At 69.3% G+C, this 19,226-nt stretch carries 15 protein-coding genes and 1 riboswitch; of the genes, 9 read left to right on the plus strand and 6 right to left on the minus strand.

Annotation, left to right across the window (positions count from 1 at the left end):
- Together minE and MNQ95_RS01745 are read left to right on the plus strand one after the other, a co-directional pair.
- A complete protein-coding gene (gene minE, locus MNQ95_RS01740) occupies window positions 1–255 on the plus strand; it encodes a cell division topological specificity factor MinE (RefSeq protein WP_162411130.1) in 255 nt (84 codons plus the stop codon).
- Between the two features lie 60 nt (window positions 256–315).
- On the plus strand, window positions 316–792 hold the full coding sequence (locus MNQ95_RS01745) for a hypothetical protein (RefSeq protein ID WP_241953625.1): 477 nt from the start codon (window positions 316–318) through the stop codon (window positions 790–792).
- A gap of 141 nt (window positions 793–933) precedes the next feature.
- Here MNQ95_RS01745 and MNQ95_RS01750 read toward each other — a convergent pair whose 3' ends face one another.
- The gene (locus MNQ95_RS01750) at window positions 934–2,220 is read right to left on the minus strand and encodes a sensor histidine kinase (RefSeq protein ID WP_241953626.1); all 1,287 of its coding nucleotides are present in this window, start codon (window positions 2,218–2,220) and stop codon (window positions 934–936) included.
- A complete protein-coding gene (locus tag MNQ95_RS01755; RefSeq protein WP_162411133.1) occupies window positions 2,213–2,920 on the minus strand; it encodes a response regulator transcription factor in 708 nt (235 codons plus the stop codon). Before MNQ95_RS01755 ends, MNQ95_RS01750 begins: the two co-directional genes overlap by 8 nt.
- A 197-nt stretch (window positions 2,921–3,117) precedes the next feature.
- Here MNQ95_RS01755 and MNQ95_RS01760 point away from each other — a divergent pair, with 197 nt between their 5' ends.
- From MNQ95_RS01760 to MNQ95_RS01770, 3 genes are all read left to right on the plus strand, one after another.
- Window positions 3,118–3,888: a phosphatase PAP2 family protein gene (locus tag MNQ95_RS01760; RefSeq protein ID WP_241953627.1), complete on the plus strand. Its 771-nt coding sequence runs from the start codon at window positions 3,118–3,120 to the stop codon at window positions 3,886–3,888.
- Window positions 3,885–5,540: a phosphoethanolamine transferase gene (locus tag MNQ95_RS01765; RefSeq protein WP_162411135.1), complete on the plus strand. Its 1,656-nt coding sequence runs from the start codon at window positions 3,885–3,887 to the stop codon at window positions 5,538–5,540. The genes MNQ95_RS01760 and MNQ95_RS01765 overlap by 4 nt, the downstream gene beginning before the upstream one ends.
- 84 nt (window positions 5,541–5,624) lie before the next feature.
- Window positions 5,625–7,634 carry a M2 family metallopeptidase gene (locus MNQ95_RS01770; protein WP_241953628.1) on the plus strand — a complete coding sequence of 670 codons (2,010 nt, stop codon included), beginning with the start codon at window positions 5,625–5,627 and terminating at the stop codon, window positions 7,632–7,634.
- 233 nt (window positions 7,635–7,867) lie between these two features.
- Here MNQ95_RS01770 and MNQ95_RS01775 read toward each other — a convergent pair whose 3' ends face one another.
- Entirely contained in the window at window positions 7,868–8,293 is a 426-nt protein-coding gene (locus MNQ95_RS01775; protein WP_162411137.1) for a hypothetical protein, read from the minus strand.
- Window positions 8,294–8,315: 22 nt separating this feature from the next.
- On the minus strand, window positions 8,316–9,548 hold the full coding sequence (locus tag MNQ95_RS01780; RefSeq protein WP_425501370.1) for a multidrug effflux MFS transporter: 1,233 nt from the start codon (window positions 9,546–9,548) through the stop codon (window positions 8,316–8,318).
- 336 nt (window positions 9,549–9,884) lie between these two features.
- A riboswitch (glycine riboswitch) is annotated at window positions 9,885–10,004 on the plus strand.
- 46 nt (window positions 10,005–10,050) lie between these two features.
- On the opposite strand from MNQ95_RS01780, the gene gcvP reads away from it, so the two are divergent.
- On the plus strand, window positions 10,051–12,927 hold the full coding sequence (gcvP, locus tag MNQ95_RS01785; RefSeq protein ID WP_241953629.1) for an aminomethyl-transferring glycine dehydrogenase: 2,877 nt from the start codon (window positions 10,051–10,053) through the stop codon (window positions 12,925–12,927).
- Window positions 12,928–13,153: 226 nt separating this feature from the next.
- A complete protein-coding gene (locus tag MNQ95_RS01790; protein ID WP_241953630.1) occupies window positions 13,154–14,680 on the plus strand; it encodes a S1 family serine peptidase in 1,527 nt (508 codons plus the stop codon).
- Between the two features lie 93 nt (window positions 14,681–14,773).
- Here MNQ95_RS01790 and MNQ95_RS01795 read toward each other — a convergent pair whose 3' ends face one another.
- Window positions 14,774–15,034: a hypothetical protein gene (locus MNQ95_RS01795; RefSeq protein ID WP_241953631.1), complete on the minus strand. Its 261-nt coding sequence runs from the start codon at window positions 15,032–15,034 to the stop codon at window positions 14,774–14,776.
- A gap of 138 nt (window positions 15,035–15,172) precedes the next feature.
- Entirely contained in the window at window positions 15,173–17,137 is a 1,965-nt protein-coding gene (locus MNQ95_RS01800) for a TIR domain-containing protein (RefSeq protein WP_241953632.1), read from the minus strand.
- Window positions 17,138–17,358: 221 nt separating this feature from the next.
- Here MNQ95_RS01800 and MNQ95_RS01805 point away from each other — a divergent pair, with 221 nt between their 5' ends.
- Window positions 17,359–18,306: an aminotransferase class IV gene (locus MNQ95_RS01805; protein WP_241953633.1), complete on the plus strand. Its 948-nt coding sequence runs from the start codon at window positions 17,359–17,361 to the stop codon at window positions 18,304–18,306.
- Complete coding sequence (locus MNQ95_RS01810) at window positions 18,303–19,052, plus strand: sulfotransferase (protein WP_241953634.1); 750 nt, start codon at window positions 18,303–18,305, stop codon at window positions 19,050–19,052. Before MNQ95_RS01805 ends, MNQ95_RS01810 begins: the two co-directional genes overlap by 4 nt.
- Window positions 19,053–19,226 lie beyond the last annotated feature (174 nt).

The following is a 19,226-nucleotide window of genomic DNA, read 5'->3' on the forward strand; positions in this document are numbered from 1 at the left end:
ATGGGACTGTTCGATTTCCTGAAGGCCAAGAAGGACACCGCGGCGACGGCGAAGAACCGGCTGCAGATCATCATCGCGCAGGAGCGCAGCAGCCGCGGCGCGCCGGATTACCTGCCACTGCTGCGGCGCGAGCTGCTGGAAGTGATCAAGAAGTACGTCAATGTCGACGTGGACGCGGTCAAGGTCGACGTGATCAAGGACGGCGACCACGACGTGCTCGACATTTCGGTGGCGCTGCCCGAAGGCCAGGGCTGACGCGACGGCGCGCATTCCGGTGCGCGCCAGTCATTGCCCGCCGCCGGACCGCTCCGCCCGATGGACTCCGCGCCCCCGCCCGGCATCCTGTGCCTGCGCGACATCGCGCTGGCCGATGCCGCCGCGCTGCTCGACGGTCACGGATTGACCCTGGTGCTGGTGGAGGACGGCGCGCCGATCCCGGGCAGCTACTGGGGCGAACCGGAAGCCGGGATCATCGGCAGCACCGTCCATGTGCGCGGCGACACGCCGGTGCACTCGATGCTGCACGAGGCCTGCCACCTGATCGTGCTGCCGCCCGAACGCCGGGCCACGGTGCACACCGACGCGACCGATTCGGTCGCCGAGGAAGACGCCACCTGTTACCTGCAGATCGTCCTGGCCGACACGTTGCCCGGCGTGGGCAGCGCGCGGCTGATGGCCGACATGGATGCATGGGGGTACACGTACCGCTTGGGATCGACGCGGGCGTGGTTCGAGGGTGATGCCGAAGACGCGCGGCGGTGGCTGGTCGAACGCGGGCTACCGCCGGCCTGAGCGTCGCATGGCGGCCGTTCCGCAGCGCGTGGCGACGCGCCAATCCTGGACAGCGCCTGCGTTCCGCAGCAGCGCGGTTCGCGAAGCCGGCGAAAGCCGCCTGCCGGGACCTGCCGCACGCCCGCGCGCCGCCAACCCGGCCTAGCCTGGCGGCGCCCCGCCCAGGTCGAGTACCGCCCGCGTTCCCTGCGGCTGGCGCGAGGAAATGTGCAGCTTCCAGCCCAGGTGTTCGCAAAGCCGCGCAATGAGTTCCAGGCCGATGCCATCGGCCGCCCCGCCAGGGGACTGGCGCGCAAGGCGCGCGTGGATGGCGCTGATTTCCTCCGGGCCCATGCCATGCCCCGGATCCTCGATGGTCGCCACCCCCGCCGGCGACAGCGACACCGTGACCACGCCGCTGTCGCTGTTCTCGATCGCGTTGCGCAACAGGTTCCCGATCGCCGCCGCCACCACGCCGGGGGGCGCCACGATCGTGCAGGGACTCACCTGGCCGTACTCGATCGCCAGTTGCTTGTCGCCGAGCAGGTGGCGATGGTCGTCCACGATGTCGGCCAGAAGGCTGTCCAGTTCGATCTTCTCCGACATCGCGGCCAGGCGCGCCGGATCGCGCGCCAGCACCAGCAGCAACTGGAACAGCTGCTCCACGCCCTGGAGCGTGTGCAGCACGCGCCGCATCTGCTGTCCCGCCCGCGGCGACAGGCCCGGCTGTTCGAGCGCCAGCTCCGTCGCGCCTGCGATCACCGCCATCGGCGTGCGCAGCTCATGGCTTGCCGAGGTGATGAACGCGCGTTCGCGTTCCACGAAATGCGCATTGCGCTCCAGGTAATCATTGAGCGCACCGGCGATCACGTACAGCTCCGAGCTGGCGCCGCGCGGGACCTCGATCCGCTGCCTCGGCGCACCGGGCCGCAACTGGCCGATGTCGGCGGCCAGCGCCGCCAGCGGCCGCACGATGCGTCCGACGCCAAGCCAGGCGGCGAGCCCGGTCACCACGATCAGGACCAGGCTACCCAGCAGCGCCGAGCGCTCGGCGAAGGATTCCAGCTCATGGAAATCCTCGATATCCAGCACCAGCGCCAACCGCCCCATCCTCTCGGATGGACGCACCATGACTACGCTCAACCGGTCCCCGACCACCACGTTGTCGTGCAGTCCGTCATGCAGTCCGCGCAAACTGGCCGGAACCCCGGAGGCATCGTCCAGCCGGTAAAGCCTGAGCGTGTCCGAGTCCTGCCAGCGATAGTCGGGGTCGCGCGCGCTGTGATCCTCGATGGCGGCCAGCTCCGATCGCAGCAGCGAGCGCCAGGCCGCATGCTCGGCGTGCTCGTGCACATTCGTGCCGATCGCGAACACGAGCAGCGAGACCACGCTGCTGAAGACCAGCAGCCACAGCACCATCCGCCGCCGCAAAGACATCGGGCTACGCATCCGCTGCTCCGCCATCGGATGCCGCGTCGACGATGGCCAGGCGATACCCGACGCGCGGCAGGGTGTGGATCAGCTTGGCCTCGAACGGTCCGTCGACCACCCGGCGCAGCTCGTAGACGTGCGAACGCAGGAGGTCGCCCTGCGGCGGCTCGTCGCCCCACAACGCGAACTCCAGCTCGCCGCGCGCAACGGCGGCGGGACTGGCGCGCATCAGCACCTCCAGCACCTTGCGGCACGCGGGATAGAGGTGCAGGAGCTGGCCGTCGCGACGCGCCTCGAGCGTGGCAAGGTCCAGCACCAGTCCACCGACTTCCAGCACCTTCCTCTGTTGCCGGCCCCGGGCGCGCGTCAGCAATGCCTCCAGGCGGATTTCCAGTTCCGGAAGCGCGAACGGCTTGGTCAGGTAATCGTCTGCGCCGGCCCGGAAACCAGCGATCTTGTCGGGCAGTTCGTCGCGCGCGGTCAGCATGACCGCCGGAAGTTCGGAGTGGTGCTGTTCGCGCAACAGGCGGAGCACCTCCGGCCCCTCCATGCGCGGCAGCATCCAGTCCACCACCATCGCGTCGTAATGCTGCGTGGCGGCCAGGTGCAGGCCGGTCACGCCGTCAGGAGCCACGTCGAGCACATGACCGCGCGCCTCGAAGTAGTCGAACAGGTTCGCGACCAGCTGTCGGTTGTCCTCGATGACCAGCAGCCGCATGTGCGGAACGCTCCCGGGTGGCGAAGGGCCATCTTACCGCCGCAGCCGTCGGAATCCGGTCGGAATGCCGGGGTCGACAGGAGACCTCGCGCCTTCGCTGAACCGCCACCTGGCCGTTAACCGGAACGGAACACTGCTCCGACTGCTGTCCGACAGCGGCAGCCACAGCATGGCCGCACCTTTCCAGACCAGTACCCATGAGTACTTCGTTGCCCGTGCTGCGCTTCCGCGACGATGCCAGCGCCTTCCCGCCCGGCTTCTTCTCCCGCCATCTGCTGGTCCCGCTGGCCCTCGCCCTGCTCTGCAGCGCTGCACTCAGGCAGGCAGGCGGCGATCTCTGGCTGGCCGACGCGATCTTCGACCTGGAAGGCGGTCGCTGGATCCTGCGCGAACACTGGTTCACCAGCGGCGTCATCCATCAAGGTGGAAAGTGGGCCAGCGCGCTGGGCGCCCTGCTGGTCCTGGGTGCATACGCGTTCGCGGCGCGCCGCCACGACTGGCGGCACCTGCGGCAGCCGTTGCTGTACCTGGCGCTGGCCACTGCACTCGGTGCCGGCTCGGTATCGCTGCTGAAATCGCTCACGCACGTCGCCTGCCCCTGGGACCTGGCGCGTTACGGAGGACCGCAGGCGACGGCGGCGCCCGTGTACGCCACGCGCGAGGCGGCAGGTGCGGCGGGCCACTGCTTCCCTGCCGGCCACGCCAGTGCGGGCTATGCATGGGTGGCGCTCTATTTCGCCGCATTGCTGTGGCGGCCACGGTGGCGCTGGCATGGCCTGGCGATCGGCGTCGCCACGGGCCTGCTGTTCGGCGCGGGCCAGCAGTTGCGCGGGGCGCACTTCCTGTCCCATGACCTGTGGACCCTGGTCGTGTGCTGGACGATGTCGCTGGCCCTGTACTGCGTGTTCGTCCGAGACCAGCCGCATCCGGTGATGTCGCCGGCCAGCCCCCCTGGAACCACGCCATGAGCACCCGGATCCAGCGCCGGCCCGCACGGCAGGCACTTTCGGGCCTGCGGCACTGGCGCCCGCAACTGTCGACCGAGCACGCGATCCTGGGCGCGGCGCTGTTCTTCAGCCTGGCCTGCAACGGGTTGTTCTGGCGCAGTGCCCTGGTCGTCCATCCGGGCAACCTGCGCCTTGCACTCGCCCTGTTCGGCACCCTCACCGGCTTGCACTGCCTGCTGATGGGGCTGGTGGTGTGGCGCTGGAACGCCAAGCCCGTCCTGGGCGCACTGGTGATCGTGTCCCTGCTGGCCGCGCACTACATGGGCCGCTACCACCTGTACCTGGACGTGGACATGCTGCGCAACGTGCTGGCCACCGACCGCAGGGAATCGGGAGAACTGCTTACGCCTGCCCTGCTGCTGCCCCTGCTGCAGGCCACGATCCCCCTCGCCCTGCTGTGGCGCATCCGGCTGCGCCCCGCTCCGCTCGCACGTGCCGTGCTGCGCCGCTCCGCCTTTCTCCTCGGGGCGCTCGTGGTCACCGCCGGCAGCGCGCTGCTCGCGCAGCAGGACCTGTCGGCGCTGCTGCGCAACCAGCGCGAAGTACGCTACCTGGCCACGCCGGCCAACGTCCTGGTCGGGCTGCCGCGCGCGCTGCAGGGGGACAGTCCGCTCCGGCACGCGCCGAAGCTGCCGATCGGAACCGATGCCCACGCCGTGCCGCGCGAAGCGGGCGGAAAGCCGCGACTGCTCGTGCTCGTCGTCGGCGAAACCGCGCGTGCGGCCAACTGGGGACTGGACGGCTACGCGCGCCAGACCACGCCGGAACTGGACCGCATGGGCGTGGTCAACTTCCCGGACATGCATGCGTGCGGCACGGCGACGGAAGTCTCGCTGCCGTGCATGTTCTCGCCCTGGGGCCGGCACGATTACGACGAGGACAGGATCCGCGGCCACCAGTCGCTGCTGCACGTGCTGGAAACGGCGGGCATCACGACCCTGTGGCGCGACAACCAGTCAGGCTGCAAGGGCGTGTGCGAGGGCCTGGCGGTGCAGCGCCTGGATGCCGGCGACGATCCGGCGCTGTGCCCGGGCGGACGCTGCCTGGATGGGATCCTGCTGGACGACCTGCCCGCCCAGGCGCGGGCGCGCCCGGGCGACCGGGTCATCGTGCTGCACCAGCTCGGCAACCACGGGCCCAGCTACTTCGAGCGCTATCCCAGGCAGTTCCGCCACTACACGCCGACCTGCGACACCCCCGAGCTGGGCGACTGCAGCCGCGAGCAGATCGTCAACAGCTACGACAACGCGCTGCTCTACACCGACCACCTGCTGGCCCGCTCCATCGAGCAGCTCGGTCGGATGGACGACTACGATACGGCGATGATCTACCTGTCCGACCACGGCGAGTCGCTGGGCGAGAAGGGGCTTTACCTGCACGGCGTGCCCTACGCGATCGCGCCGGACGAGCAGACCCGGGTTCCGATGGCGATGTGGTTCTCCTCGGGCTTCGCCGCCAACCGCAAGCTCGACGTGGCATGCCTGCGCGCGCGCGCGGAGCGTGCCGCCGACCACGACAACCTGTTCTCCTCGGTGCTGGGCCTGATGCAGGTGGATACCGCGCTGTACGACCGGAGCCGGGACCTGTTCGCCGGCTGCGTGCCCGCGGGCTGACCCGGCAACGCCCCCCCTTTCGCGCTTGCGGCGACCGCCGGCAGCCACTAGCCTGCCGGCACTGCATTCCTCCGGGGAACCTTCGTGAAACAACGCCACCTGCTGCTCCCGCTCGCGATCGCCGCGTGCGTGCTTTCGCTGTCCGCCTGCAAGAAGGAAGCCTCGCCCGAAGGCGCACCGACCGCCACGACCCCGGCCAGCTCCGGCGAGACCGCCGACGAGTTCGTCGCCCGGATCAACGCCGAATACAAGACCGCCCTGCCGGAGATCAGCGCGGCGCAGTGGCTGTCGCAGACCTACATCACCGAGGACAGCCAGCGGGTGGCGGCCAAGGCCAACGAGCGCGCGCTGACCCAGCTCAACGTGTGGATCGAGGAAGCCAGGAAGTTCGAAGGCCAGCCGATGTCGGAGGACAGCAAGCGCACCCTGGAGCTGCTGAAGCTCATGAGCGCCATGCCCGCGCCCAAGGATCCGGCCAAGCTGGCCGAGCTGACCACCATCGCGGCCAAGATGGAGGGCGCGTACGGCGCCGGCAGCTACTGCACGGGCGAGGGCGAGGCGAAGAAGTGCCGCCAGCTCGGCGAGCTCGAGGACGTGCTGCGTTCCAGCCGCGACTACGACGCCCAGCTCGACGCCTGGCAGGGCTGGCACTCCACCGCCATGCCGATGCGACACGACTACGCGCGCTTCGTCGAACTGGTCAATGAAGGCGCCAAGGAACAGGGCTACGCCGACGCTGGCGCGATGTGGCGCAGCGGCTACGACATGGCCCCCGACGCCTTCGCCGCCGAAACCGATCGACTGTGGGACCAGGTGCGACCGCTGTACGAGCAGTTGCACTGCTTCGCGCGTGACCGCCTGCAGCAGACCTACGGCGTGGAGAAGGGCCAGGTCGGCGCCGGGCTGGTGCCTGCGCACCTGACCGGCAACATGTGGCAGCAGGACTGGGGCAACCTGTGGGACATCCTGCAGCCCTACCCGGGCGCCGGCAGCCTGGACATCACCAGCTCCCTGGAGAAGCAGTACCAGCAGGACCTGGGCGCGGCGCTGTACAAGCGCGGCCCCGGTGCCGATGCCAAGGCCCGCTTCGAGGCCGAGCGCGAAGCGCAGCTGCAGGTCGCCAAGCAGATGACCGAGCGGGCGCAGGATTTCTACGTGTCGCTGGGCATGCCCAAGCTGCCTGAGAGCTACTGGGCCAAGACCCAGTTCATCAAGCCGCTGGACCGCGACGTGGTCTGCCACGCCAGCGCCTGGGACCTGGACATGGCCGGCGACGTGCGCACCAAGATGTGCATCAAGCCCAACGAGGAAGACTTCACCACCATCTACCACGAGCTGGGCCACATCTATTACGACCTGGCCTACAACCCGCAGCCGCCGCTGTTCCAGGGCGGTGCCAACGATGGTTTCCACGAGGCCATCGGCGACACCATCGTGCTGGCGATGACCCCGAAGTATCTGGAGTCGATCGGCCTGGTCGGCGCGCAGCAGCAGAGCCAGGAGGCGCTGATCAACGCGCAGATGCGCATGGCCCTGGCCAAGGTCGCGTTCCTGCCGTTCGGCCTGATGATCGACCGCTGGCGTTGGGGCGTATTCGACGGTTCGATCGCCCCGGACCACTACAACCAGGCCTGGTGGGACCTCAAGGCCAAGTACCAGGGCGTTGCGCCGGCCGGCGCGCGCGGCGAGGAGTTCTTCGATCCGGGTGCCAAGTACCACGTGCCGGGCAACACCCCGTACACGCGCTATTTCCTCTCGCACGTGCTGCAGTTCCAGTTCTACAAGTCGCTGTGCGAAGCCGCCGGCCAGACCGGCCCGCTGTACGAATGCACCTTCTACGGCAACCCGGAAGCGGGCAGGAAGTTCCAGGCCATGCTCGCCCATGGCTCCAGCCAGCCGTGGCAGGCCACGCTGAAGGAACTGACCGGCAGCGAGCAGATCGACGGCGGCGCGGTGCTGGAGTACTTCGCCCCGCTGCAGGAATGGCTCAAGCAGCAGAACCAGGGCAAGCAGTGCGGCTGGCAGGCGACGGCGGCCATCCCCGCGGCTCCGCAGGCGCCGGCGGCGCCGGAAGCGCCGGCCAAGAAAGGCTGAGCCAGGGCGTCACCCGTGGAAACGACGAGGCCGGCATTGCCGGCCTCGTTTTTTGCGGCTGGCGGGCTGCTCCTGTAGGAGCGGGCATGACCGCGACACCGAGGTGGCCGGAGTCGCGGGGACATCGCCCGTGCAGACGGCGTCGGTGTCGCGGTCATGCCCGCTCCTACACAGAAACCATGCTGCGACCTGCCATTGCAGGCCCCGCCCACTCGTGTACGAAAGAAGATCCTTCAGTGCGCCGGTGATGCCGGCGCGTCGTCTCCGGTCACCGGCTGCGCCGCGGCCATCTCATCTTCCAGCTGCTTCTCGTAATCGGCCAACGACTTGCCCTGGGTGGCGGCCTCGAGTTCGGCGTCGTCGCGCAACGCATCGGAGTAGACCAGTTTCACCGGCATGCCCTGCTCGTCATGCAGGCGTTGCGCGCGCCGGATCAGCATCAGCATCTGCGCCGCGCTGTCGCTGCTGCCGACGATGCGACCGTCCATGCCCAGCACCCACACCCCGGACTGGCGCACGACGCCGGCCAGAAGGTTGCCATCGCGATCGCGCAGTTCGGCATGCGGCTCGATCGGCTGTGCTTCGCCGCGCGACTGGTTGCGCTCGCGCAGTTCCTTGCGCTTGCGCGCATCGCGCTTGGCCTTGGACTGGATCGACATCGAGGTACTCCGTGGGGGAAGGTCAGAGCTGTTCGCCCGGTTCCAGCGTAGGCGAGGATGGCGGCGGCGGGAACCGCGCCGAGACCCGTGCCTCCCAGCGCCAGAACAGCCAGCCCAGCAAGGTGAATCCGGCCATGCCCAGCGCCAGGTGAAGGCCATGGTGGCTCAGCAGCGGGGACAGCACGCCTGCAACGGCCGCGTTGAGCGCCAACTGGGTGAAGGCCTGCAGCGAGGACGCCGATCCGCGCTGGCGCGGATACATGTCCAGGATCGCCAGGGTCAGCACCGGGAACACCAGGGCCACGCCGAACGCGGCCAGGCTCATCGGCATCACCGCCCAGGGCAGCGCCAGTCCGCTGGCGAAGGCGGTGTAGAGGACATTACCCAGTGCCGCCGCGCCCATGCAGGCATAACCGACGCCGACCTGGTACTGCGGCTGCCAGCGTCCGGCCACGCGCCCGGAGACGAACGCGCCCAGGGTCATGCCGCCGATGGTCGGGATGAACAGCCAGGCGAACTGCTGCTCGCCCAGCCCCAGCAGGTCCATCACGAACGCCGGCGCCGAGGCGATGTACAGGAACAGCCCGGCGAAACCGAAGGCACCGGCGGCGGCCAGGCGCTGGAAGCGTGGATTGATCGCGATGGCCACGTAGTCGCGCGCCAGCCGGCCCGGACGCAGCGGCATGCGCGACTGCGGCGGATGGGTTTCCGGCAGCCACAGCGCGGTGCTGGCCAGCAGCAGTACCGAGAACGCGGCCAGGAACCAGAAGATCAGCGGCCAGCGCCCGGCGCCCAGCATCCAGCCGCCGATGATCGGCGCGATCGCCGGGGCGATGCCGAAGACCATCGACACATGGCTCATCAGCCGCTGTGCGTCGCTGCCATGGAGCACGTCGCGGATCACCGCGCGGCCGACGATCAGCCCCACGCCCGCCGACAGGCCCTGCAGCGCGCGGAATGCCAGCAGCGTGGCCAGGTCGCGCGACAGCGCGCAGCCGACCGAGGCGACGATGAACACCGACAGCCCCGCCAGGATCACCCGGCGCCGGCCGATCGCATCGGACAGCGGCCCGTGGACGATGCTCATCAGCGCGTAGGCGGCCAGGTAGACGCTGATCGTCTGCTGCATCGCCAGCTTGTCGGCGCCGAACTGCGCGGCCATCTGCGGGAAGGCCGGGAAGATCGTGTCGATCGAGAACGGGCCGAACATCGCCAGCCCGCCCAGCAACAGGGCCAGGCGGCGGTTGGAGGGCATGGGGCGCCCGATCATGGCCACACCGCCCCCCGCCCGCGGCGGGCAGGCACGACGACACCCGCCCCGGGCCATGCGGCCGGTGCCTGCGGGGTCGGTACGGTGGAGTCCTGCATGCGGTCCCTCGGCAGATTCCCGCCACCCGGGCGGGCCGGCGCCGGCGATGGCCCCCGGGCGGACCGGTGGCGGCGCTGAATACGGCGCCATGGTAAGCCATCGTCCCGAGCCGGCGGGCGACGGTGGGGCGTATAATTCCGGCATACGGTGGGAGAAGCGGGGCGACCCGCTGCCGAAGGCGCAAACGCCCGTAATCGCTCAGGCTCCCATACCACCGTACCGAACACACACTCTGGAGAGACCGGCCACCCGCGAGGGTCGCGCCGGCGCCGAAGGGGCACGAAGCCGCGACCTCGTCCGCGCAGCTTCCAAACTCTCAGGCAAAAGGACAGAGGGGCACCCTGTCGCGCGACCGCGCGGCATCCCTGCCCCTGTCCGGACCGCCTCCATGTCCCAGAACGCTTCCTCCCTGCGCGAACTCGAGCAGCACGACGCCTTTGTCGGCCGTCATATCGGCCCCAACGACGCCGAGATCGCCACGATGCTCGAATCCGTCGGCCATGCCTCGCTCGAGGCGCTGACCGACGCGATCGTTCCTTCCAGCATCAAGTCCGCCGCGCCGCTGGCGCTGCCCGACAGCCTCACCGAGGAAGAAGCGCTGGCCCGGATCCGCGCCATCGCGCTGAAGAACCAGGTGTTCCGCCACTTCATCGGCCAGGGTTACCACGGCACGCACACGCCCAAGGTCATCCTGCGCAACATCCTCGAGAACCCGGCCTGGTACACCGCCTACACCCCGTACCAGGCGGAGATCTCGCAGGGCCGCATGGAAGCGCTGATCAACTTCCAGACGATGTGCGCCGACCTGACCGGCATGGAGATCGCCAACGCCTCCCTGCTGGACGAAGCCACCGCCGCCGCCGAAGCGATGACCCTGGCCAAGCGTTCGGCCAAGTCGAAATCCGACACCTTCTTCGTCCATGACGCGGTGCATCCGCAGACCCTGGAAGTGCTGCGCACGCGCGCCGAGCCGCTGGGCATCGTGTTGCGCGTGGGCACGCCGCAGGAGGCGCTGGAGGCCGAATCCTTCGGCGTGCTGCTGCAGTACCCGGATACGTTCGGGCACATCGGCGACCACAAGGCGCTGGCCGAAGCCGTGCACGCGCGCGGCGGCCTGGTCGCCGTGGCCACCGACCTGCTCGCCCTGACCCTGATCGCCGCGCCCGGCGAATGGGGCGCCGACATCGTGGTCGGCAACTCGCAGCGCTTCGGCGTTCCGTTCGGCTTCGGTGGCCCGCATGCGGCGTTCATGGCCTGCCGCGACGCCTACAAGCGCTCGATGCCGGGTCGCCTGATCGGCGTGTCGGTCGACGCGGCCGGCAACGCGGCCTATCGCCTGACCCTGCAGACCCGCGAGCAGCACATCCGCCGCGAGAAGGCGACCTCCAACATCTGCACCGCGCAGGTTCTGCTGGCGGTGATGGCTTCGATGTACGCCGTGTACCACGGCCCGGACGGCCTCAAGCGCATCGCCACGCGCACCCATCGCCTCGCGGCGATCCTGGCCTCGGCTCTGCGTGCGGCCGGCGTGCAGGTCGGCGAGCGCTTCTTCGACACCCTGCACGTCAAGGACGTCGACGCCGCCGCGATCCACGCCAAGGCACGCCAGGCCGGCATCAACCTGCGCGAGATCGACAGCGAGGCCGTCGGCATCAGCCTGGACGAAACCACCACCCGCGCCGACGTCGTCGCGCTGGCCGCGCTGTTCGGAGCCGCGGCCGACGTGGACGCGCTGGATGCGGCCACCGCCGACGCGCTTCCGCTCGCGCTGCTGCGCAGCAGCGCGTTCCTGCAGCACCCGGTGTTCAACACCCACCACAGCGAGCACGAGCTGTTGCGCTACATGCGCGCCCTCGCCGACAAGGACCTGGCGATGGATCGCACCATGATCCCGCTGGGCAGCTGCACGATGAAGCTCAACGCCACCGCCGAGATGATCCCGGTGACCTGGCCGGAGTTCGGCGCGATCCATCCGCTGGCCCCCGCCGCGCAGACCGTCGGCTACCGCCAGCTGATCGGCGAACTGGAAGCGATGCTGGCCGAATGCACCGGCTACGACGCGGTAAGCCTGCAGCCCAATTCCGGCGCGCAGGGCGAGTATGCCGGCCTGCTGGCAATCCGCGCCTACCACCGCTCGCGCGGCGAAGGCCATCGCGACATCTGCCTGATCCCGGATTCGGCGCACGGCACCAACCCGGCCTCGGCGCAGATGTGCGGCATGAAGGTCGTGGTCACCAAGACCGACGGCAACGGTAACGTCGACGTCGAGGACATCCGCGTCAATGCCGAGAAGTACAGCGACCGCCTGGCCGCGATCATGATGACCTACCCGTCCACGCATGGCGTGTTCGAGGAGGAAGTGGTCGAGATCTGCGAGATCATCCACAAGCACGGCGGCCAGGTGTACACCGACGGCGCCAACATGAATGCCCTGGTCGGCGTGGCCCAGCCGGGCAAGTGGGGGTCGGACGTCTCCCACCTCAACCTGCACAAGACCTTCTGCATCCCGCACGGCGGCGGCGGCCCCGGCGTGGGTCCGTGCGCGGTGAAGTCGCACCTGGCCCCGTTCCTGCCGCGCACGCTCGGCGGCGAAGGCGACGTCGGCATGGTCAGCGCGGCCAGCTTCGGCAGCGCCTCGATCCTGCCGATCAGCTGGATGTACGTGACCATGATGGGCGCGGGCGGCCTGCGCAAGGCGACCCAGGTCGCGCTGCTCAATGCCAATTACATCGCCCGGCGCCTGGCCCCGCACTTCAAGACGCTGTACACCGGGCGGAATGGTCTTGTCGCGCACGAGTGCATCCTCGACGTGCGGCCGCTGGAGAAGACCAGCGGCATCGGCGCCGAGGACATCGCCAAGCGCCTGATCGACTTCGGCTTCCATGCCCCGACCCTGAGCTTCCCGGTCGCCGGCACGCTGATGGTCGAACCGACCGAGAGCGAGTCGCTGCACGAGCTCGACCGTTTCATCGACGCGATGATCCAGATCCGCGACGAGATCCGCGCGATCGAGGACGGCCGCCTGGACCGCGAGGACAATCCGCTCAAGCATGCTCCGCACACCGCGGTACAGGTGTCGGGCAGCGAGTGGACCCATGCCTACCCGCGCGAACTGGCCGCCTTCCCGCTGCCGTCGCTGAAGCTGCAGAAGTACTGGCCGCCGGTCGCGCGCGTGGACAACGTCTACGGCGACAAGAACGTGTTCTGCGCCTGCATCCCGGTCAGCGAGTTCGCCGAAGCCGAGGCTTCCAGCGACGCCGGGTGACGCGGCACGCGACGTCGATGCGTCGATCAAGGGCCCCGCGATGCGGGGCCTTTGTTTTTCCACACACCGGCACCGGCACTCACCCGCGCATCGGGCAGGGTAAGAAGAACGCATGTTGCAACGGGCGGCGGCCACGCTCTCCGAAGCCATCGCTTTTCGTCCGGATGGGCTTGACTCCCCCTTGGCCGCGGCGCCCAATCGGCGCACTCCCGGGGAGGATGTCGCAATGCTCAGGCCCATGCATGCCGGCAGCCGACTGCTGGTCACCGGTCTGGTGACCGCGCTGCTCGGCGTCCCGTATCCCGCAAGTGCGGTGTCGCCGCTGTCGACTCTTTATTTCTCCGCTTCCGTCCAGGACGAGGACGAAGAAGGGATCGAAGAGGAGGAAGAGGTCCAGGACGAGGAAGACGCGCAAGAAGAGCCGGTCGAGGAAGACGCGGAAGAGGAGGCCGTCGAAGAAGAGGCGGAAGAAGAATCCGTCGCGGAGGAAGACGATGCCGCGGACGCCGAAGACGAGGCGCAGGAAGAGCCTCCCTTCGTGGACGAAGAAGACGACGCCCTAGACGACGCGAACGCCGCCACGGATGAGGAAGACGCCGATACCGATACCGTCGCTGGAGAAGACGGAGCTGACGACGTCGACGACGAAACCCTGGCCTACGAGGCCGACGAGGCACCGGGTGACGACTACGAGGACGACGCGTCGTGGGCGGCCACCTGGGCTTCCGTGGAGAGCAACGAAGCCGACGACGCCATCCCGGTGGGCCACGGCCACTACGGCCGCGACACGATCTGGGAAGTCGTCGAGATCGACAGCGCGGACCGAGGCGACGAGGACTCCGTCGGCAGCGGTTCGCTGCTGTCGGTGCGTTCGGGCAAGCAGGCGCCACGCGGCAAGGGCAAGCCCCGTCGCGCGCAACGCGATCCGGGTGACGACGACGTCCCCTACTCGTTCGGTGGCCTTCCCGTCGCCGCGCTGTCGGTGCCGTGGCAGGCGCAGATCTTCTATCCCGCCGCGCCTGCGAAGCACGGCGACACGCGCGCCGCATGGCAACGCCAGCATTATTGCGGCGGCGCGCTGATCGCCCCGGACTGGGTGGTGACGGCCGCGCACTGCATCACCCAGCAGATGGTCGACCTGGGCTTCAAGGTGCGACTGGGCATGCAGGATCTCTCCAAGGGCGATGGCGTCACCTACAGGATCGACCGCATCGTGCGCCATTCGCAGTACAACGCCGAAAGCAACGACGTGAACCATCCGCCCAACATGTACGCCAACGACATCGCCCTGGTCAGGATCGTGCCCGAGACCGGTGCCGCACGCATCGATCCCAGGCGGATCCGCCAGATCCCGATCAACCGCAAGCCGCTGGCGGGCGGCGTACCGGTATCGGCGACCGGCTGGGGCGTGACCGGCGACGGCAGCGCCGATGCGATCAACGCGGTGATGCTGCGCGTGGACCTGCAGGCGATGCCCAACGCGGTCTGCCAGAAGCGTCCCGGCTACAGTCCGCAGAAGATCCAGGACGCGGTCTTCTGCGCGGCCAACCCGGTGCAGTCGACCTGCCGCGGCGACAGTGGCGGTCCGGTGGTGCTGACCAACGGCAGCCCGACCCTGGTCGGCCTGGTCAGCTGGGGCAAGCGCAAGTGCGCAGGCGACGGCCGGCCCGGTGTCTACACACGGGTGGACCGCTACGCGCAGTGGATCGACCAGGCGATGAAACTGCCTCCGGGCACCAACAGCCTGCCCTGATCCACGGACCGGCGGGCTAGTGCCCCGACGGGTTCAACGCGGGCCGGTCGGTGCGGAGCGCACCTTCCCGGCCCGCCACCTCCATGCCGGATGTCAGTTCGGCGCGACCTTGTCGCCGCCCGAATGCGGCGTATCTTCCTCTTCCGCGGTTGCGTCCGCCGGCGCGGTGGCCGGTGCGGCCGGATCGGTCACCGGCGCAGTCGCCGGCGCCGGCTCGGCCACGGCAGGTTCGGCGACCACCGGCGCAGTTTCCACGGCAGGAGCGGCCGGCTCCGGCGGTTTGCAGCCGGACAATACGCCGCCTGCCACAACAGCAAGCAGAACCAGCGACCACTTCGAGTCCACGATCTTCATGACGTACCCCTTGGTGACGAGAGTCCAGACCGGTACAGCCCCGTTTGCGGCACCACGCAAAGCGTGACGCGCTTAGCATTCTTGCACTAATGGATTCACCGCTGCCATAGCGCCAGCGGAGGCCGCGAATGCGGCCAGTCAGGCGTCGAAACCGATACCGTCCAGCAGCGCACGCATCCGGGAATCGCCGCGCAGCGGATCAAGGAACGGGTCGTTGCGCGCATACACCAGCCCGGAGTCGCCCAGCTCCCGCGCCTTGAGCAGGCGCCCGATGGCGGCCTCGACATCGCCCCACTGCGCGAACACCTGCGCCTGCTGGTAGAGCACCCGGTCGCCCAGCTCGGTGACCAGCCGGTCCATCGCCTTGCGCGCCGCGCCCCTGTTGCCGTCGAGGTGTTCCACGATCGCCAGCCCGGCCAGCTGGAAATCGCCGACCGGCTCGCTGGCGTATTCGTCGCGGGCCTGCGCCAGCTCGCCCAGGTTGACCAGCGCATCGCCGATGGCCGCATGCGCGCGCGACATGTGCGAGTTCATCTGCAGGGCCTGCCGCAGCGGCGCGATGGATTCGGCGAAGCGGCGTGCGGCGTACTCGATGGAACCGGCGGCACGGTGGATCAGCGGATTGAGGCGATCGCGCGCCAGCGCGTGCTGGATCGCCTCGGCGGCTTCGGCGGCGCGACCGGTCCGCGCGCAGTACTGCGCCCAGCGCGCCTGCACCGTCGCCTCGCCGGCGCCGAGCACGGCCGATTTTTCGAACGGCGCCCGCGCCGCGCGCGCATCCAGGCGGCCCTGGAACAGCACGAACCCCAGGGTGGAATGGCCATCGGCGAAGGCCGGCGCCAGTTCCACCGCGCTTCCGGCGGCGGCCGCGGCCTGCGCGTAGAGGTCGGCATGCTCCTCGACCGCGGCGTACTGGTTGGCGATCGCGGTCAGCGAACGCGCGCGTGCGGCATGGGCCGCCGCATAGCCCGGATCCAGCGCGATGGCCATGTCGAACTGGGCCAGCGCCGCCCGTTCGGAAGCTTCGTCCGCGCTCAGGTCGTAGAGCGAACGGCCGCGCAGGTAGGCATCGAATGCGGCCAGGTGCGCAGTGCCCCCGGAGGCCGCGCGCTCGTCCTCGGGCGTGCCCGGCGCGGCAACCTGCACGGCCAGCGCCGAGGCGACCGTGTTGGCGATCTCGCTCTGCACGGCGAACACATCGTCGATGCGCCGCTCGAAGATCTGCGTCCACGTACTGAAACCGGTGCGTCCATCGATGAGATCGGCCGCCACGCGCACCTCTTCGCCCGACCAGCGCACGCTGCCATCGAGCAGGTACGCCACGCCCAGTTGCTCGGCGATGCGGATCGCATCCTCGTCGCTGTCGCGGAACTTCCCCGACGAGGTCTGCGCCATCACTTTCAGCCCCTGGTTGCGGGCCAGGGTCGCGCGCACTTCTTCGGACAGGCCATCGGAGAAATAAGCCTGGTCGGGATCCCCACTGAGGTTCTCGAACGGCAGCACCGCCACGCTGCTGCCCAGCGCCTTCGCCGTGTCGAACCAGCCACGGCGCCAGCCCAGCAGCCCGACGGCGGCCGCGGCCACGGCGACACCGCCGCCGACCAGCAGGCCTCGGCGCGTGGCATCGGGCCTCGACGCCGGCACCGGGGCCAGCGATGGACGCGGCAGGGCCTCGCGACCGGCCAGCGGCAGCACGGCGCGCAGGACGGCATGCAGCGACGCTTCGCTGATGGCGGCCCCCTCGGGTCCGCCCAGGGTGATCGACTGGTACTGGCGGAAGCCCAGCGGCGGCTCGGTCCCGTCGATCGACAGCGGCACCAGCTTCTTCAGGTCGCGTCCGCGCGCGGCCTCGTCCAGCACCCAGTCCGACCGGATCGAATGGCGGGACCAGAGCACGATCACCGCATCGCAGGCGGCCAGGGCTTCTTCGATCGACTTGGCGAAAGCCGCACCGCCCTCGATCAGGGTGTCCCACCACACATCCAGGCCGGCCTGTTCGAGCGCCTGCGCCAGGTGGCGCGCCTGGGCCTGGTCGGAACGGGAATAGCTGAGGAACACGGTCGGGCGCGCGCGCTCCTGCTCGATTCCCTCCCCGCTGGACATGTCGTTGCCGCCGCCCCAGGAAGCAGCCAGCTTACTCCAGCGCCGGCGCACGCGGGCATTCCGGAAGGGCCAGGAAATGCAGGCTCCCGCAGGGCGTGCGCCCGCGCCTGAGCGCGCTGGCCGTTGCATCGGACCGCTGCCGATCGTGGACCCGTACGACAACCGCTGGCGCCTGCGGCTACCATCGAACGGACGCAAAGGCACGCCACAGGAGCGCACGCATGACACAGGGCACCCAGCATTCGGCCGAGGACGCGCGAAACGCCGACGTCCGCATCTACGTCAACGGAGCGCTGAAGCACCGCAGCGAGGCGATGGTGTCGGTGTTCGACAGCGGCTTCGTGCTCGGCGATGGCGTATGGGAAGGCTTCCGCGTCGTGGGCGGGCACCCGGCGTTCCTCGATGCCCACCTGGACCGCCTGTACGAGGGCGCAAAGGCGATCATGCTCGACATCGGCCTGGACCGCGCCGGGCTGACCCGCGCGATCTACGACACGCTCGACGCCAATGGCATGCACGGCGATGGCGTGCATGTGCGGCTGATGGTCAGTCGCGGGGTCAAGAGCACGCCCTACCAGGATCCGCGCGTCACCATCGGCCCGGCCACGGTGGTGATCATCCCCGAGTACAAGACCGCATCGGCCGCTTCCACGCGCCGCGGACTGTCGCTGTACACCGTGCACGTGCGCCGTGGCTTCCCCGACGTGCAGGATCCCAAGCTCAACTCGCACAGCAAGCTCAACTGCATCACCGCCTGTATCCAGGCCCATGGCGCCGGCGCGGACGAGGCACTGATGCTCGACCCGCACGGCTTCGTCGCCACCTGCAACTCGACCCACTTCTTCATCGTGCGCAAGGGCGAGGTCTGGACCTCGACCGGCCAGTACTGCCTGGGCGGCATCACCCGCGCCAACGTGATCGCGCTGTGCCGCGCCAACGACATCCCGGTGTTCGAGAAATCCTTCAGCCTCACCGACGTGTACGGCGCCGACGAGGCCTTCGTCACCGGCACGTTCGCCGGCGTGGTCCCGGTGCGCACGGTCGACCATCGCGACATCGGCTGGGAGCCGCGAGGAGAGGATGCCCGTGGTCCGATGGTGCAGAAGCTGCAGGCGCTGTACCAGGCGCTGGTCGCCAGCGAAGTCGCCGCGCGCGGACCGCGCACATGAGCGCGGCGCCGGTACGGGTGGCGATGTGGTCGGGCCCGCGCAACATTTCCACGGCGATGATGCGCGCCTGGGAGAACCGCGGAGACTGCGCGGTCAGCGACGAACCGCTGTACGCGCACTACCTGGATCACACCGGCCTGGACCATCCGGCGCGCGATGAAGTCATCGCCGACGGCGACACCGACTGGCGACGCGTGGTCGATGCCCTGCTCGGCCCGGCGCCCGGCGGTGCCGCGGTCTGGTACCAGAAGCACATGACCCACCACCTGCTGCCGCACATGGACCACGACTGGATCGCCGGCTTGCGCAACGTGCTGCTGATCCGGGATCCGCGCCAGGTGGTCGCTTCCTACGTCAAGTCGCGCGCCACCGTCACCGCCGCGGACATCGGCCTGCCGCAGCAGGTCGCGTTGTACGACGAACTGGCGGCGCGCGGCGCGGCGCCACCGGTGATCGATGCGGGTGATTTCCTGCGCGCCCCCGAAGCGCACCTTCGGGCCCTGTGCGACTGGCTGGGCATCGCCTTCACTCCGCGCATGCTGTCCTGGCCGAAGGGGCCTCGCGCCAGCGACGGCATCTGGGCGCCGCACTGGTACGCCCAGGTCTGGGACTCCACCGGTTTCGCGACACCACTGGAACGGGACGACGAACTGGCCGGAGTCGCCGCGCAGGTCGCCGGAGAGTGCCGTGGCCACTACGAGCGCCTGCATGCGCTGCGCCTGCACGTGGATGCCGCGCCACGCTGACCGGCCGCCATGCGTTGACCGCCGCTGCGCCGGCGAGCGCCCGGGAGCTGCACCGCATTCGATCACGCCCACCAGGGGCACCCTTGCGTGGCACGTGCAGGACGTACCGACAAGCGCGTGTGCCATGCTTCGGCACGCCCACCCAGACACCGCCTTGACGCCGCACTGGGGACT

This window comes from Pseudoxanthomonas daejeonensis, assembly GCF_022637495.1.
Classification (GTDB): domain Bacteria; phylum Pseudomonadota; class Gammaproteobacteria; order Xanthomonadales; family Xanthomonadaceae; genus Pseudoxanthomonas; species Pseudoxanthomonas daejeonensis.

What these genes read in the sequence shown, in the direction of transcription:
- gcvP (WP_241953629.1), top strand. Translation starts at nt 10,051, where the DNA reads ATGTCCCAGAACGCTTCCTCCCTGCGCGAACTCGAGCAGCACGACGCC.
- MNQ95_RS01810 (WP_241953634.1), top strand. Translation starts at nt 18,303, where the DNA reads ATGAGCGCGGCGCCGGTACGGGTGGCGATGTGGTCGGGCCCGCGCAAC.
- MNQ95_RS01800 (WP_241953632.1), bottom strand. Translation starts at nt 17,137, where the DNA reads ATGTCCAGCGGGGAGGGAATCGAGCAGGAGCGCGCGCGCCCGACCGTG.
- MNQ95_RS01780 (WP_425501370.1), bottom strand. Translation starts at nt 9,548, where the DNA reads ATGCCCTCCAACCGCCGCCTGGCCCTGTTGCTGGGCGGGCTGGCGATG.
- minE (WP_162411130.1), top strand. Translation starts at nt 1, where the DNA reads ATGGGACTGTTCGATTTCCTGAAGGCCAAGAAGGACACCGCGGCGACG.
- MNQ95_RS01760 (WP_241953627.1), top strand. Translation starts at nt 3,118, where the DNA reads ATGAGTACTTCGTTGCCCGTGCTGCGCTTCCGCGACGATGCCAGCGCC.
- MNQ95_RS01805 (WP_241953633.1), top strand. Translation starts at nt 17,359, where the DNA reads ATGACACAGGGCACCCAGCATTCGGCCGAGGACGCGCGAAACGCCGAC.
- MNQ95_RS01775 (WP_162411137.1), bottom strand. Translation starts at nt 8,293, where the DNA reads ATGTCGATCCAGTCCAAGGCCAAGCGCGATGCGCGCAAGCGCAAGGAA.
- MNQ95_RS01795 (WP_241953631.1), bottom strand. Translation starts at nt 15,034, where the DNA reads ATGAAGATCGTGGACTCGAAGTGGTCGCTGGTTCTGCTTGCTGTTGTG.
- MNQ95_RS01765 (WP_162411135.1), top strand. Translation starts at nt 3,885, where the DNA reads ATGAGCACCCGGATCCAGCGCCGGCCCGCACGGCAGGCACTTTCGGGC.
- MNQ95_RS01755 (WP_162411133.1), bottom strand. Translation starts at nt 2,920, where the DNA reads ATGCGGCTGCTGGTCATCGAGGACAACCGACAGCTGGTCGCGAACCTG.
- MNQ95_RS01745 (WP_241953625.1), top strand. Translation starts at nt 316, where the DNA reads ATGGACTCCGCGCCCCCGCCCGGCATCCTGTGCCTGCGCGACATCGCG.
- MNQ95_RS01790 (WP_241953630.1), top strand. Translation starts at nt 13,154, where the DNA reads ATGCTCAGGCCCATGCATGCCGGCAGCCGACTGCTGGTCACCGGTCTG.
- MNQ95_RS01750 (WP_241953626.1), bottom strand. Translation starts at nt 2,220, where the DNA reads ATGCGTAGCCCGATGTCTTTGCGGCGGCGGATGGTGCTGTGGCTGCTG.